Below are 13,560 nucleotides of genomic sequence, written 5' to 3'. Positions count from 1 at the left end.
CGAGGCGACTTGAGAGGAGCGGATCAAGTAAATGAAAAAAAAAGAGCGACAAGCAATTATCAAAAAACTCTTTGTCCTACATCGGATTGAGTCTCAAGAAGAATTGATGAATTTATTAAAAAAAGAAAATGTTTCAGCTACCCAAGCCACGATTTCTAGAGACATGCGGGAAATGAACATCGCTAAAACCTATGCCAAAAACGGCCGGCCGTATTATTCGATCTTTGAATCCAAAGAGCAGGATCTAGAAGACAGAATTGCGTTTTCGATGTATGAGTACCTAAAAAAGATTACGCAGATTGACTTTTTAGTTGTCGTTCATACGGCTGAAAACGGCGCCGACGTGATCGCCAATTATCTTGATGAAATGGAACTGCCAGAAATTGTCGGCACGATTGCAGGGTTTGATATTTTATTGATCATCACGCCGTCACAAGAAGCGGCAGCAGAGGTCGTCGAGCGGTTGAATCATTATGTAGAAGGCTACGAGATGGGTTCGTCATTGTTTACTGGAGAAAAAAACGCAAAACAGCCCTGAGAATCGTTGAAGGAGCTGAACGTCACAAGCCCCAAAATCTCACAACCAAACGGGTGACGGCTTTTCATACCGATGGCTATTTTTAAAAAGAAAGAGTGCTTCTAATCTTCATGGAAGCACTCTTTTTGTGTGTGCAATGTCTCCACGGTTTGCTGGAAAAACAGTTGCATCACCAAATGAAAATGGTAAGATAGGAAAATGAGGAGTGAAAACTATGAAAAAATTACTGAAAGAACCGAACTTTTACTTTTGTATCGCAATTGCGGTAATGGTCATCCTCTTTATCAGCTCTTCACAAACCTATGAGCAGCAATCACAAATCGGGTTGCTTTCACGAATCTTAAAAAATGAACCATTGAAAGATTGGTTGGAGACGATCTCTTTTTCCTATGCTGGGTCGGAGATCAGTATTGCGGAAAAAGGCTATTTCTCATTTGTGGAATTTTTCATTCGCAAAGGTGCGCATTTCTTCACTTATTTTGTCCTAGGGGGCAGTTTGTTCTTAACGCTTAGTTTGCGAAAACAGCCTTTTTGGCTAGCCGCTTTTTTTGCTTGGTTGGCAGCCACCGGCTACGCTGGGATCGATGAATACCATCAAATGCTGACGGGAGGACGGACGCCGCTTTTTCAAGATGTCATGCTGGATTCAGCTGGAGCACTGACCGCCGTTCTTTTGGGGTGGTTGATTTGTCAGCTATCGAAAAAGTCACCTAAACGCCGAAGGTAACGAGTTGTCGACGTTTTTTAAGCAGTAAGCTGTCAGAAAGTATAAAAACAAGAGGCGAAACCAATGGAAAAAAGATTGAGCAGTGTCAAAAGCAAATCGGAGTTTGTCGTGCATGAAAGCTTGCCGGTGGGGATTCTTCTTGCTATGGCGGGCGGTTTTTTAGATGCGTATACCTACTTGTTTCACGGGGAAGTGTTTGCAAGTATGCAGTCGGGGAATGTCATTTTGTTAGGGATCAATCTTTCGACGGGGCAGTTTGAACAAGCCTTTCGATATCTGCCGCCAATCTTCATGTTTTTAGTGGGGATCGTAGTGACGAATTATCTGCAGCATCATTTTCCGACAGGGGGCTGGATCGTTTGGCAAAATGCCGCATTGATCTTTGAAGCGATCGGTATTTTGGTTCTGGGCTTTTTTGCTCGATCATTACCCAATGTCATGATCGATTCGGGGTTATCTTTTTTTGCAGCGATTCAATATGCCGCCTATCGTCGATTGGCAGGGATGCCCTATGCCACCACGATGACCACTGGCAACTTACGTTCACTGGCTGATTATGTGTACATGCGCTGGTTTAAAAAGGACCGATCAGTGACACCCAAGATCATTTCTATTTCCTTGATCATCGGCGGCTTCTTTTTTGGTGCAGTCTTAAGCAGCTTGCTAGGGATTTTCTTATTCCACCGCACTATCTGGGTGGTTTCAGGGATTTTAGCCTTGGTGTTGGGGATCACGATCCATCATCAAAATAAACAATAGAAAAAAGACATTCGCTGGAATGTCTTTTTTGTCTTACTTTTTGGTGCTTGTGCGTGAATCTTTGAGATACAGTGCCGTTTCTACGAGTAGCGCTGCTAGAAGATAGCAGCCAAAAACGGCTACTTGGTAAAAAGCCTCTGCGATCAGCTCGTTGCGCTGCAATAAAACGACCCCGCCTAGAAAGAGCATCGCTAACAGGGAGAACCACTGCTGGGCAAAACGCCAATTGCTGACACTGGCTGTACTGCGCTTGGTGCGAAAGCCGAATACATAATTGGGTTCTTCTCGGTAAAAGCACCAGAAGACGATGAAAAAAATACCCGTAAAAATCAACAACAAAAGTCCAATATCGATCGAGATCACTACCTTTCACGTGCGATTTGTTGGATAAGTAAGTGAAGCCGCTAAAGATGAGTACATACTTATTGTATCCGCTATGAACGCTTCTATGAAGGGGAACAATCGAAAAATACGTGCTTCTAGCAAAAAAAACGGATGGCGATTTGCAGCGCCATCCGTTTTTTTATCCCCGTTGAAAAGGGCCTTTTGGTGCAATCAATTCAAGATTGGTGCCGTCTGGATCTGTAAAGTAGGCGACGCCTGTCCCAAAGCCGCTTTTCAAACCGTCTTGTGCTTCAAAAACGATGGGGGTGCCGTCAGGCTCAACGCCAATGGCTTTTAGACGAGCAACGGCTTCATCAATATTTTCGACTTCAAAACAAAGATGCATCGCGCTGATTTGCTCATTGGAATAGCTAGCTTTGTTGGATTTTGGTTCGACGTATTCTAAAAGATCGATGTTGAGATTGTCTAAATGAAGATTGGCATATTTGATCAGTGTATCTTCTAATCCTTGCGTTTGCGCCATGCGTTTGCCGCCGATCGTATCTTGATTGGCGATTTTCTTTCCCGTTAATGCTTCATAAAATTGGATGGAACGTTCGAGATTGCTGACGGTGATTCCCACATGGTTAACCATTGAAAAGCCTGTGTTTTTGTTTGTCACTATACTTCCTCCTAAGGTTTTGTTTAGTATATCGTTTGGTTAATGAAAATCGAATGTGTCTGGATCTGGACCCACTCGTAAGTCTTCATTTAATGCGTTCAAGCGGGCCATGTCAGCTTCTGATAAATAGAAATCAAAAATCGCTGCATTGGCGATCATTCGCTCGGGGTGTGTCGATTTGACATTGACTAAGATTCCTTGTTGAATAGCCCAGCGCAAAAGCACTTGTGCCGCTGATTTTTGCTGTGCATCGGCGATCGCCAAGACGGTGTCATCTTTCAGCAGTTTGCCTTGCATCAATGGCGACCAAGCTTGGATCGCAATTGCTTTTTCGCCACAAAAAGCCCGCAGGTCTTGTTGCGTCAGTTTGGGGTGCAGCTCGATCTGATTGATAACAGGAACGACCTTAGCAATGGCCAATAATTGCTCCAGATGATGGATCTGGAAGTTGCTGACCCCGATCGCTTTGATTTTTCCTGCCGCATAGAGGTCTTCCAAGGCACGCCAGGACTCTTGAAATGCTTGATTTCCTGGCCAATGGATCAAGTACAAGTCGAGATACTCGAGGTTTAAGCGGGCCAGACTTTCATTGAAGGCGTGGATCGTTTCATCATAAGTTAAATGATCGTTCCAAAGTTTGGAAGTGACAAAGAGTTCTTCACGAGCCAACCCGGTTTCTTGTAAGCCTTGTTTGATTCCTGCCCCTGTTCCTGTTTCATTGCCGTAAATCGCTGCTGTATCAATCAGGCGATAGCCATTGATAATCGCTTGCTTCACGACCTCTGCTGTGTCAGCTTCAGGGATTTGAAAGACACCTAACCCCAACCCGGGGATTTCGCTGCCGTTGTTCAGGGTGACGGTATCTGATAATTTTTCGATCATAAAAACATCTCCTTTATTTTTTTCTGGTATCATCATATAATGAGGTGGTAATACTGTATAGTACGTACTTTTTTGTTTGATACCCACCTTTTGGTAACCTTTGTGTGGTATCAGGCGTAATGAGGTGAAAAAAATGGCAGAAAAAATTTATAATATCGGTGTTGAAGCAACGATGGATGTCATCGGCGGGAAATGGAAACCAATCATTCTTTGTAATTTGCGCCATGGGGCATTACGTCCCAGTGATTTACGGCGGAAGATCCCTGGCATCAGTCAAAAAATGTTGACCCAGCAATTGCGGGAATTAGAAGAATCTGACATCGTTACTCGCAAATCCTATAATCAAGTACCACCTAAAGTTGAGTATTCCTTGAGTGAATATGGAGAAACCTTAGGCGGCTTATTGGATACTCTTTGCCAGTGGGGCACGATGCACGTTGCTGCACTGCAAGACAAAGGAGAGCAAGTTACTTTGTTAGAACAAGAAGAAGCGATTGTCTAGCAAAGGGCAAGTGGCATGAGAAAAGGCCGGCAGAAACCATTGGTTTCCGTCGGCTTTTTTAGGTTATGCTTGTTGGATCAATTCTAGAATGGCTTCAGTATTCATCCCGCTGTAATGATTGACGGGAAACGAAAGGCGCTTGATGCGTGGTGGGATGGCGTGCTCGATCATCGGATCTGTTAAAGAAAGCAAGGGATCGACCAAAACGATTTTTTCTTGCGCAAAACGATAATTCGCCAGACGTTCTGGTGGCAGAACAGTTACACTGATTTGATCCTCGGACAGCAGTTGGATGTTGCGGGCGAAAATTTTAATCAGACTTCCAGCTAAAGTAGAACGATCAATAAAAACGACTTTTTCCAAAATGATTCTCCTTATTAATTAAAACGATTAATTAAGTATATTAATTAAATCGTTCTTTGTAAATAGGAACATTTGGGAGACAACAAAAAAGCCGCAAAAGAATTTTCTTTTGCAGCTTTTGGTTCGTCTATAAAAAGGTTTGATTCTTTTGGTTCTACAATATTTAGTGTTGGTGGAAAATCTACGGATTTTCTACTGACACTTTTTTTGTAAAAAAAGATAGAAAAAGAGATAGCCTAACTGGTAGAATTTAGTCGACTAAAACAAAACCACACCAAGAAAGGATATCTCCATGGATCATTGTACTAGAAACTTGTTAGGTTTAACAGATGAAAATTTATTCTTCGAAGAAGAATGGTTAGAGACTATAGAAGAAGAGGGGTTTCGCACCAATCTTATCCATGCCAAACTTAGCTATATACCAAGCCATTGCCGTAAATGTGGTATCAAAAATGAAGGACGAATCATCAAGAATGGCTCACATAAAACAAAAGTCCAACTTTTGCCTTATCGAGACATCAAAACAGAATTACGCTTGGTACGTACGCGCTTTTACTGTAAAGAATGTCAGTCGACATTCAACGCTCAGACCAATTTGGTGGATGAAAACTGCTATCTTTCAAAGGAATTAAAGGTTCAAATTGCCTTGGAACTGGCGAAGAATACAACAAGAAAAGAAATTGCCGATCGCTATTTTGTCTCTGACGTAACCGTTCTGCGTGTCCTGCACACCTGTTTAAAAACGTATCATCCTCGTTTTGATACATTACCTTCGGTCCTTTGTTTTGACGAGTTCAAATCGATGAAGTCCTGCAGTGGAAAAATGAGTTTTGTCTTTATGAATGGGCAGACCCAGCAATTAATCGGTGTATTGGAGAATCGTCGCCTGGCTTTCTTAAAACCATATTTCCTTAAATTCACTCGAAAAGCACGAGCGAACGTGAAATACGTCGTGATGGATATGAATGCCCCTTATTTTGAACTTGTAAAGGCGGTCTTCCCAAACGCCAAAATCGTGACCGATCGCTTTCACATTGTCCAACAAATCACTCGTGCGTTAAATCAGTTGCGAATTAAAACAATGAATAGCTTTCAAAAAACGGAACCGACAAAGTATCGACGATTGAAGCGATTCTGGAAATTACTCCTTAAACATGCCTATGATCTGGATAGTTCCAATTATCAATATGATCGATCCTTTCGTAGACCAATGACGCAAAAAGCGATCGTCGATGAGCTTTTGAGTTATGACGAGCAATTAACAAGGGCTTACGAGACCTGTCAGCTCCTCCTCTATCACTTTAAACACAAGGACAGCCAAAGCTTTTTCGATACGATCAACAGCTTAGATCAACGCCTCCCACAATGGTTTTGTAAGAAGCTGACGTTTTTAAATAAATACAAATTAGGGATTCAATATGCTTTAAAAACCAGGTATAGTAATGGTGCATTAGAAGGAACAAACAACAAGATAAAAGTGATAAAACGAGTAGCCTACGGCTATCGAAATTTCCATAACTTTCGAGCAAGAATTTATCTCATTCAAGGCTTGATCTTCCAAGTAAAACAAAAACCAGTTAAGCACTCTGCCTAACTGGTTATGACTAAATTTTCAGTTGTATCTTTCTCTACCAACACTAAATGTCGAAGAGCCATTCTTTTTCGCTTAAATTACGATCACGGGTGTCCCGACTTCGGCTTTGCTGTACAATTCTTTCATCACGCCTGGCGGAGTATTGATACAGCCGTGAGAACCACGGGTTTTCCAAAGATCGCCACCGTATTCCGTCTGCCAATCAGAATCATGGATACCGACACCAGTCCAATCGATGGGCATCCAGTAATCAACAGGGGACGCATAATCTTCACCAGTCAAGGTTGCATCTTCTTCTTTGTTCCAGACATAGAAGACGCCAGTTGGTGTTGGTGTGGCTGGTTTTCCGGAAATTATGGCTGTTTCAAGAACAAGCTGTCCGTCTTTGTAATACCACATGTGTTGGTTTTTCAAATCAACTTCGATATAGGTGTTGCCAAACAGCGGGCTGCCTGCATCAGTGCTTCCTTGAGCGATCGGTGTGCGGGTGAAGTCTTCGCCCGCTTTTAACGCCTCGATCAATGCTTCTGTTTCTGCATCGGTTTGGATCGTCCAGCTAAGAGTACCGGCTGGGACGGTCACTTCGCCTTGCTTGGTACTTTTGAAGGTCGAAGAATTGGTGCTAGTATTGTATTGTTGGCCGATCGATGTGACATAGCTTCGTACTTTGTCTTCGTCGATCGTTGTGTTGCCATCTTTATAAGAGAGCCAATCCATGATCGTTTCTCTTGGGATTTGAAACGTATTTCCGTTGATCGTATAATTGCCAGTTACTTTGGCGATTTTATTCAACGAATCCATTTCTTTCGTTAAGTCTGGATCATCGGCGGTCACACTTGGTTTTGTGACATAATCAACGAGATTCAATTCCTTTTCGCCGCTGACGATGGCTTCTTGCAAGTCTGCCACTGCTTTGGCAACATCGATGGCATCGCCGTCAACTTCTGGTTTGATAGAAAAGCCGTCTTCGCCTTTTTCCAACGTGGCATCAGCCGATTTGGTACGATCTTCATTTAAGGTTTCGAGTTCTTTTTGGATCGTGTTGGTCTCGCTAGTCAAGGTGTCTTGGTCTACTGAGAGATTGTCTAGTGTTTTTTCTTCGGCAGCCGAAACGTAAGCCATTCCCCAGCTCCACTGATTTTGTTCATCTTTTAATGATTGCAGCTCATCGGTGAAATCCGTCTGCAAACCAAATTGAGCAAGGTTGACTGTTTTCCATTCGCTATCACCATCTTTGATGGTAATGGCTTCTTGTGAATAGCGATCATGCAGCAGGGCGTTGGCCTCGGCAACGGTTTTGTTGCTGATGTCGATCCCATCGATTTCAGTCTTTGGTAGAAAACGGTTTGCATAATATGTACTTCGGTAGATATAGCCGCCAGCGATCACGACGAGTAAAGCAGCCACAACGATCAGAACAATTTTCTTCGTATTATTCTTGGCGTCAGTATGTTTGTTTGAACGAGTCATTCAACTACTCCTTTTTTCTAATGGCATAATAGATAATAACGCTTAAATCATACCATATTCCCACGGGAAAGCGAATATGGCAAATGAAACTTCCATGAAAAATAGAAAATTCTTAAACTATCTTTAGGCAAGCTGTAGAAACGCATTTCTTACGATAAAAAAACTGAACGAATCGGCAGCAAGCCATCTTGATCAAAGGGTTCTGAAAAAGAGTGAGCTGGAGGATTCGTTCAGTCGCATAATTGACTAACTAAAATTGACTATTTAACACGAGGGAAAAGAAATTATTGATTGTCTTCCGCATCTAATTTTGCAAAAGCTTCATCAAGAATATCTTTTAATTGTTTTGCTGAAGCGGCCATCCGGTCTTTTTCACCATCTGTTAATGGGATCTCAATTACTTTTTGAATCCCTTGAGCATTGATGACTGCAGGCGCACCGATGTACAAGTCGTTTAAGCCGTATTCGCCGTTCATGTACACAGATAATGGGAGAACAGCATTTTCATCGTCTAAGATCGCACGAGTGATCCGTGCTAAGGCTACCGCAATCCCGTAGAAGGTCGCACCTTTTTTCTCGATGATGGTGTAGGCTGCATCACGAACACTGAAGAAAATGTTGACCATTGCTTCTTCATCGATGTCTGGGTTGTTTTTGACCCATTCATAGATTTGTAGGCCAGCTACGTTGGCATGAGACCAAACAGGGAATTCTGAATCGCCGTGTTCCCCTAAGATATAGGCATGGACGTTACGGGCATCGACATCGACCAATTCAGCCAATGCTTGACGGAAACGGGCAGAGTCTAATGAGGTACCTGAACCGATAACGCGTTCTTTCGGGAAGCCTGAGAATTTCCAAGTAGAATAAGTCAAAATATCGACTGGGTTTGCTGCAACTAAGAAAATTCCGTTAAAGCCTGAATCAACGATTTGGGTAACTACTTCACGGTTGATTTTCAAGTTTTTATGAACTAAGTCTAAACGGGTTTCGCCTGGTTTTTGAGGCGCACCAGCAGTAATAACGACTAAATCAGCATCATGTGCATCTTCATAAGAAGCGGCATAGATTTTTTTAGGGGAAGTAAATGCCAAAGCATGGGACAAGTCAATTGCGTCGCCTTCTGTTTTTGCTGTATTTATATCAATGATTCCGACTTCTTGCGCAATGTTTTGGGTCACCAGCGCAAACGCGTAACTAGAACCAACCGCACCGTCTCCAACAAGAATTACCTTTTGGTGATCTTTTTTGTTCGTTTTTGCAGTCATCTGTGTATCATTCCTTCCGCATAATTGTTTTACTCGCTATCATCCTACCATTTTCAAGTATGTTTGTCATGTGATTTGCACAACAATATTACACAAAATATCGCTGTTTCAGTTGTAAATGCTTTCTTTGTTATTACGTCAAAAAGAAGATATATCAAGGTTTTATTAAGATTCGTTAAGAAAGATAAAAACTGAGCAAGAGGGTGCCACCATAACAGTCCATTTCGTGTTATAATTACCTAAGCAAAAGAACTGGGCGCATTTGTGTGCCCAGTATTTTGTGTTTGGATAAGAAAACCGATAAAATAGATGAAGAATCAGCTTGAAACTAGAAATAATGGAGCGTAAATAAAAAATGAAAATGATTGTAGGCTTGGGAAATCCTGGCAAAAAATATGAAAAAACCAAACATAATGTTGGCTTTATGGTAGTGGATGCGTTGGCACAAAAGTACCAAGCAACCTTTAAAAAGTCGGCTTTTGAAGCAGAGGTGGCAGAGTTTTTCTTGAATGGTGAAAAAATCCTTTTGGTCAAACCACAAACTTTCATGAATGAATCCGGTCGTGCGGTAGGCCCGTTGATGACCTATTTTGGCATCTACCAAGAAGAACTAGTGGTGGTCTATGATGACCTCGATTTAGCATTAGGGAAAATTCGTTTGCGCCAAAAAGGCAGTGCAGGTGGCCACAATGGGATCAAGAGTTTGATCGCTCATTTGGATTCAACAGTCTTTGACCGTATCAAAATCGGGATCGATCGTCCACGTCCAGGACAAACCGTGGTCAATCATGTCCTGAGTCCTTTTGCAAAAGACGACCTGCCCATCGTTTTACAAAGTATTGATAAAGCGGTCGAGGCAAGTAGTGATTACTTGACCAACGGCGACTTTCTTGCCACAATGAATCGATTTAACTAAGGAGGGCCGAGATGGATTTAATTGAATTAATAAATAAAGTGCCGACAGTGGCGGCTTGGTATACAGGTTTACGTGAACAGGCCCCCCGGCAATTACTGACAGGTCTAGCTGGATCGGCAAAAACATTAGCGATCACTGGTGTGTATCAGGCATTTCAAAAACAAGTGATCGTCGTGACCCCAAATCTCTATTATACAAATCAACTAGCCGAAGATCTGCGCAATGTGACGGAAGATGTCTATGTTTTTCCAGTGGATGAAGTGTTGTCAGCCGAAATGGCTTTTTCTTCACCAGAAGCCAGAGAAGAACGCGTGGCAGCGCTGAATGCTGTTTCTCAAGGGAAAACGGGGATCTATGTGTTGCCGGTAGCGGCTTTGCGAAAGTATTTGCCTGAAAAGAAAACCTGGTTAGCCAATCAATTTCAATGGCAGATCGGCGATGAGATCGATTTAGAGCGTTTGCCGCAACAATTGATCTTGATGGGTTACGAACGTCAGTCAATGATTGGCAAACCTGGCGAATTCAGTATTCGTGGGAGCATCCTCGATATTTATCCATTAAACGCCGAATATCCCGTACGGATCGAGTTATTCGATGTAGAAATCGACTCGATGCGTTCTTTCAACGTGGAAACGCAACGCTCAGTGGAAACGCTGCAGCAAGTGGCTATTTTACCCACTACCGAATTGGTTTTCTCAGCGGAAGATTTAGCTGCGGGGCAAAAGCAGCTGCAAGAATTATTGAACAAACGGTTGGCAGTCACCAAAGAAGCAACCGATCGCGCCTTTTTAGAAGATTATTTTGGCCAGTTGGCTTCTCAATGGCAAGCAGGGATTCCTGGTGAAAGTGCCCGTTATTACACGGATTTACTGTATCGTCAGCAAACGAGTGTCTTAGATTATTTTTCTGAAGATGCCTTTTTGATGATCGATGATTATGCTCGGATCATGGAGACCAATCGTGAGATCGAACGGGAAGAGGCGGAGTGGCATACCCAAAAATTAGCGGAGCTGCGGGTCTTTTCTGAACAGCAATTCGGGATCGATGTCCATCAGCTGCTGCAAAAAGAAACCTTTGTGACCAGCTTCTTTTCTTTATTCCAAAAAGGAATGGGGAACATTCGCTTCCAAGCGATCCATCAATTCCAATACCGGCCGATGCAGCAGTTTTTCAGCCAAATGGGTCTCTTGAAAGTTGAAATCGATCGCTGGGAGAAGCAGCAGCAGACGGTGATTTTTCTGGTCAGTGACCAAGAGCGGGCCAAGAAGTTAGAGCAAGATCTGCGAGATCATGATATCTATGCCGTGCAGACGCAACAAGACCGCCTGTTTACAGGACGCACCCAAATCGTGGTGGAACGTTTGCAAAGCGGCTTTGAAATGCCGCAAGACAAGCTAGTGGTGGTTACGGAAAAAGAAATTTTCCAAAAGATGAACAAAAAAAGAGCCCGCAGGCAAAATGTCACCAATGCGGAACGGCTCAAAAGCTACAATGAGTTAAAAGCGGGCGACTATGTCGTCCATGCGAATCATGGGATCGGGAAGTACATTGGCATGGAAACCTTAGAAGTCGATGGCGTCCACCAAGATTACATGACGATCTTGTACCAAAACGAAGACAAGCTCTTTATTCCAGTCACCCAACTGAATTTGATTCAAAAATATGTGGCTTCCGAATCGAAAACACCGAAAATCAATAAATTAGGTGGCAGCGAGTGGGCGAAGACCAAGCGCAAAGTGACGGCTAAAATTGAAGACATCGCAGATGATTTGATTTTATTGTATGCCAAACGCGAATCAGAAAAAGGCTATGCCTTTCAACCAGACGATGCCTATCAAAAAGAATTTGAAGATGCCTTTCCGTATTCGGAAACCGATGATCAGCTGCGCAGTACGGCAGAGATCAAGCGGGATATGGAAAAAGAAAAGCCGATGGACCGCTTGTTAGTTGGGGATGTCGGTTTTGGGAAAACAGAAGTGGCGCTGCGGGCTGCTTTTAAAGCGATTAAAGAAAGCAAACAAGTGGCTTTCTTAGTACCGACAACGATCTTGGCGCAGCAGCACTATGAAACGATGGTCGATCGTTTTGAAGGGTTCCCCGTCAATGTTGGGGTACTGAGTCGTTTTCGGACGAAAAAACAGCAGAATGAAACGATCGAGCAAGTACGCAAAGGGCAAGTCGATATTTTGGTGGGGACCCACCGATTATTGTCAAAAGATGTCGAGTTTGCTGATTTGGGCTTGTTGGTGATCGATGAAGAACAACGGTTTGGGGTCAAACACAAAGAGCGCTTGAAACAACTGCGTTCGCAAGTCGATGTGTTGACGTTGACGGCAACGCCGATCCCACGAACATTGCATATGTCGATGCTAGGCGTGCGGGACTTATCTGTGATCGAAACACCACCAGAAAATCGTTACCCGATCCAAACCTATGTGATGGAGATGAATCCAGGAGCAGTGCGAGAAGCGATCCAACGGGAGATGGCACGGGGAGGTCAAGTGTTTTATCTCTATAATCGTGTCGATACGATCGAGCGGAAAGTCGAAGAACTGCAGGCGTTAGTGCCAGACGCACGAATCGCGTATGCCCACGGGCAAATGACCGAGATTCAATTGGAAAATACCCTGTTTGACTTTATTGAAGGGCAATACGATGTGTTGGTGACGACGACGATCATTGAAACCGGTGTGGATATTCCCAATGCCAATACGTTGTTTGTGGAAAATGCCGATTACATGGGGCTTTCGACGTTGTATCAGCTGCGCGGTCGTGTCGGTCGGAGCAATCGGGTCGCCTATGCATATTTCATGTATGAACAGCAAAAAGTGTTGAATGAAGTCAGTGAAAAACGCCTGCAAGCCATTAAGGACTTTACCGAGTTGGGGTCAGGTTTCAAAATCGCGATGCGAGATCTTTCGATTCGTGGAGCGGGAAATCTATTGGGGGCGCAGCAGCACGGCTTTATCGATGCAGTCGGGTTTGACATGTACTCGCAAATGCTGTCTGAAGCAGTCACTCGGAAACAAGGGAAAAATACCCAAACAGAAAAAACGACCGTCGAGATCGATCTGGGGATCGATGCCTACTTACCGACTTCGTATATTGAAGACGAACGACAAAAAATCGAGATCTACAAACGAATTCGTGAGCTGGAATCCCAAGAAGCAGTTGATGAACTTCAAGATGATCTGTTAGACCGTTTCGGTGAATACCCTGTAGAAGTGGCGCATCTCTTAACGGTGGGCGAGATCAAGATGAACGGCGATCGTGCCTTGTTAGAAACTATCCGCAAGCAGCAGCAGACGGTGTCGTTTACTTTGAGTAAAGTCAGCACGAAAAATTATTCGGTGGAGCAGCTGTTTGAAGCATTGAAAGCTACTAAATTAAAAGCCACGATGGGTGTCGATCATGAGCAAATGACCATCAAATTACAGATTCCGCCAGTGATGAAGGAAAGCACCTGGCTATTAGAAATCCAAGATTTTGTCAAAGCGTTACGGGAACAAAAATACGCCAGCCAAGGCTAGAAAGG

General features: G+C 43.4%; 13 protein-coding genes. 7 read left to right on the top strand and 6 right to left on the bottom strand.

Annotation, left to right across the window (positions count from 1 at the left end; translation table 11 throughout):
- Window positions 1–31: 31 nt before the first annotated feature.
- From IGI76_RS15535 to IGI76_RS15525, 3 genes are all read left to right on the top strand, one after another.
- Window positions 32–538 carry an arginine repressor gene (locus tag IGI76_RS15535; RefSeq protein ID WP_005230706.1) on the top strand — a complete coding sequence of 169 codons (507 nt, stop codon included), beginning with the start codon at window positions 32–34 and terminating at the stop codon, window positions 536–538.
- A 214-nt stretch (window positions 539–752) separates the two neighbouring features.
- Complete coding sequence (locus tag IGI76_RS15530; RefSeq protein WP_333718812.1) at window positions 753–1,265, top strand: VanZ family protein; 513 nt, start codon at window positions 753–755, stop codon at window positions 1,263–1,265.
- Window positions 1,266–1,328: 63 nt separating this feature from the next.
- The gene (locus tag IGI76_RS15525; protein ID WP_333718811.1) at window positions 1,329–2,024 is read left to right on the top strand and encodes a YoaK family protein; all 696 of its coding nucleotides are present in this window, start codon (window positions 1,329–1,331) and stop codon (window positions 2,022–2,024) included.
- 33 nt (window positions 2,025–2,057) lie between these two features.
- Here the strand turns inward: IGI76_RS15525 and IGI76_RS15520 are convergent, their stop codons facing one another.
- The 3 genes from IGI76_RS15520 to IGI76_RS15510 all read right to left on the bottom strand — a co-directional run bounded on the left by IGI76_RS15520 (window position 2,058) and on the right by IGI76_RS15510 (window position 3,948).
- Complete coding sequence (locus tag IGI76_RS15520) at window positions 2,058–2,387, bottom strand: SdpI family protein (protein ID WP_333718810.1); 330 nt, start codon at window positions 2,385–2,387, stop codon at window positions 2,058–2,060.
- 160 nt (window positions 2,388–2,547) lie between these two features.
- Entirely contained in the window at window positions 2,548–3,003 is a 456-nt protein-coding gene (locus IGI76_RS15515; protein ID WP_311903638.1) for a VOC family protein, read from the bottom strand.
- 66 nt (window positions 3,004–3,069) lie between these two features.
- On the bottom strand, window positions 3,070–3,948 hold the full coding sequence (locus IGI76_RS15510; protein ID WP_375826770.1) for an aldo/keto reductase: 879 nt from the start codon (window positions 3,946–3,948) through the stop codon (window positions 3,070–3,072).
- A 97-nt stretch (window positions 3,949–4,045) separates the two neighbouring features.
- Between IGI76_RS15510 and IGI76_RS15505 the strand changes: the two genes are divergently transcribed.
- A complete protein-coding gene (locus IGI76_RS15505; RefSeq protein WP_016608452.1) occupies window positions 4,046–4,414 on the top strand; it encodes a winged helix-turn-helix transcriptional regulator in 369 nt (122 codons plus the stop codon).
- A 63-nt stretch (window positions 4,415–4,477) separates the two neighbouring features.
- On the opposite strand, the gene IGI76_RS15500 is transcribed toward IGI76_RS15505, so the two are convergent.
- Window positions 4,478–4,777: a hypothetical protein gene (locus IGI76_RS15500; RefSeq protein ID WP_118214633.1), complete on the bottom strand. Its 300-nt coding sequence runs from the start codon at window positions 4,775–4,777 to the stop codon at window positions 4,478–4,480.
- Between the two features lie 292 nt (window positions 4,778–5,069).
- Here IGI76_RS15500 and IGI76_RS15495 point away from each other — a divergent pair, with 292 nt between their 5' ends.
- The gene (locus IGI76_RS15495) at window positions 5,070–6,371 is read left to right on the top strand and encodes an ISL3 family transposase (protein ID WP_201705159.1); all 1,302 of its coding nucleotides are present in this window, start codon (window positions 5,070–5,072) and stop codon (window positions 6,369–6,371) included.
- A 72-nt stretch (window positions 6,372–6,443) separates the two neighbouring features.
- On the opposite strand, the gene IGI76_RS15490 is transcribed toward IGI76_RS15495, so the two are convergent.
- Window positions 6,444–7,841: a L,D-transpeptidase family protein gene (locus IGI76_RS15490; protein WP_333718809.1), complete on the bottom strand. Its 1,398-nt coding sequence runs from the start codon at window positions 7,839–7,841 to the stop codon at window positions 6,444–6,446.
- A 284-nt stretch (window positions 7,842–8,125) separates the two neighbouring features.
- Window positions 8,126–9,109, bottom strand: a complete 984-nt coding sequence (locus tag IGI76_RS15485; RefSeq protein ID WP_005230720.1) for an L-lactate dehydrogenase — start codon at window positions 9,107–9,109, stop codon at window positions 8,126–8,128.
- Window positions 9,110–9,464: 355 nt separating this feature from the next.
- Here IGI76_RS15485 and pth point away from each other — a divergent pair, with 355 nt between their 5' ends.
- Window positions 9,465–10,025 (top strand): aminoacyl-tRNA hydrolase, encoded by a 561-nt coding sequence (gene pth, locus IGI76_RS15480; RefSeq protein WP_005230721.1) that lies wholly within the window; start codon window positions 9,465–9,467, stop codon window positions 10,023–10,025.
- Between the two features lie 11 nt (window positions 10,026–10,036).
- A complete protein-coding gene (gene mfd, locus IGI76_RS15475; protein ID WP_333718808.1) occupies window positions 10,037–13,555 on the top strand; it encodes a transcription-repair coupling factor in 3,519 nt (1,172 codons plus the stop codon).
- The last annotated feature ends 5 nt before the right edge of the window (window positions 13,556–13,560 follow it).

The sequence above is a fragment of the Enterococcus sp. DIV2449a genome, assembly GCF_051711225.1.
In the GTDB taxonomy this organism is placed as follows: Bacteria; Bacillota; Bacilli; order Lactobacillales; family Enterococcaceae; genus Enterococcus_D; species Enterococcus_D casseliflavus.
The sequence above is the reverse complement of the archived record's forward strand: the minus strand, read 5'-3'. Positions and strand labels throughout refer to the sequence as shown.

Excerpts from the sequence above, each read along its gene's own strand:
- IGI76_RS15535 (WP_005230706.1), top strand. The coding sequence starts at position 32 with ATGAAAAAAAAAGAGCGACAAGCAATTATCAAAAAACTCTTTGTCCTA.
- IGI76_RS15530 (WP_333718812.1), top strand. The coding sequence starts at position 753 with ATGAAAAAATTACTGAAAGAACCGAACTTTTACTTTTGTATCGCAATT.
- IGI76_RS15525 (WP_333718811.1), top strand. The coding sequence starts at position 1,329 with ATGGAAAAAAGATTGAGCAGTGTCAAAAGCAAATCGGAGTTTGTCGTG.
- IGI76_RS15515 (WP_311903638.1), bottom strand. The coding sequence starts at position 3,003 with ATGGTTAACCATGTGGGAATCACCGTCAGCAATCTCGAACGTTCCATC.
- IGI76_RS15510 (WP_375826770.1), bottom strand. The coding sequence starts at position 3,948 with ATGATGATACCAGAAAAAAATAAAGGAGATGTTTTTATGATCGAAAAA.
- IGI76_RS15505 (WP_016608452.1), top strand. The coding sequence starts at position 4,046 with ATGGCAGAAAAAATTTATAATATCGGTGTTGAAGCAACGATGGATGTC.
- IGI76_RS15495 (WP_201705159.1), top strand. The coding sequence starts at position 5,070 with ATGGATCATTGTACTAGAAACTTGTTAGGTTTAACAGATGAAAATTTA.
- IGI76_RS15490 (WP_333718809.1), bottom strand. The coding sequence starts at position 7,841 with ATGACTCGTTCAAACAAACATACTGACGCCAAGAATAATACGAAGAAA.
- IGI76_RS15485 (WP_005230720.1), bottom strand. The coding sequence starts at position 9,109 with ATGACTGCAAAAACGAACAAAAAAGATCACCAAAAGGTAATTCTTGTT.
- pth (WP_005230721.1), top strand. The coding sequence starts at position 9,465 with ATGAAAATGATTGTAGGCTTGGGAAATCCTGGCAAAAAATATGAAAAA.
- mfd (WP_333718808.1), top strand. The coding sequence starts at position 10,037 with ATGGATTTAATTGAATTAATAAATAAAGTGCCGACAGTGGCGGCTTGG.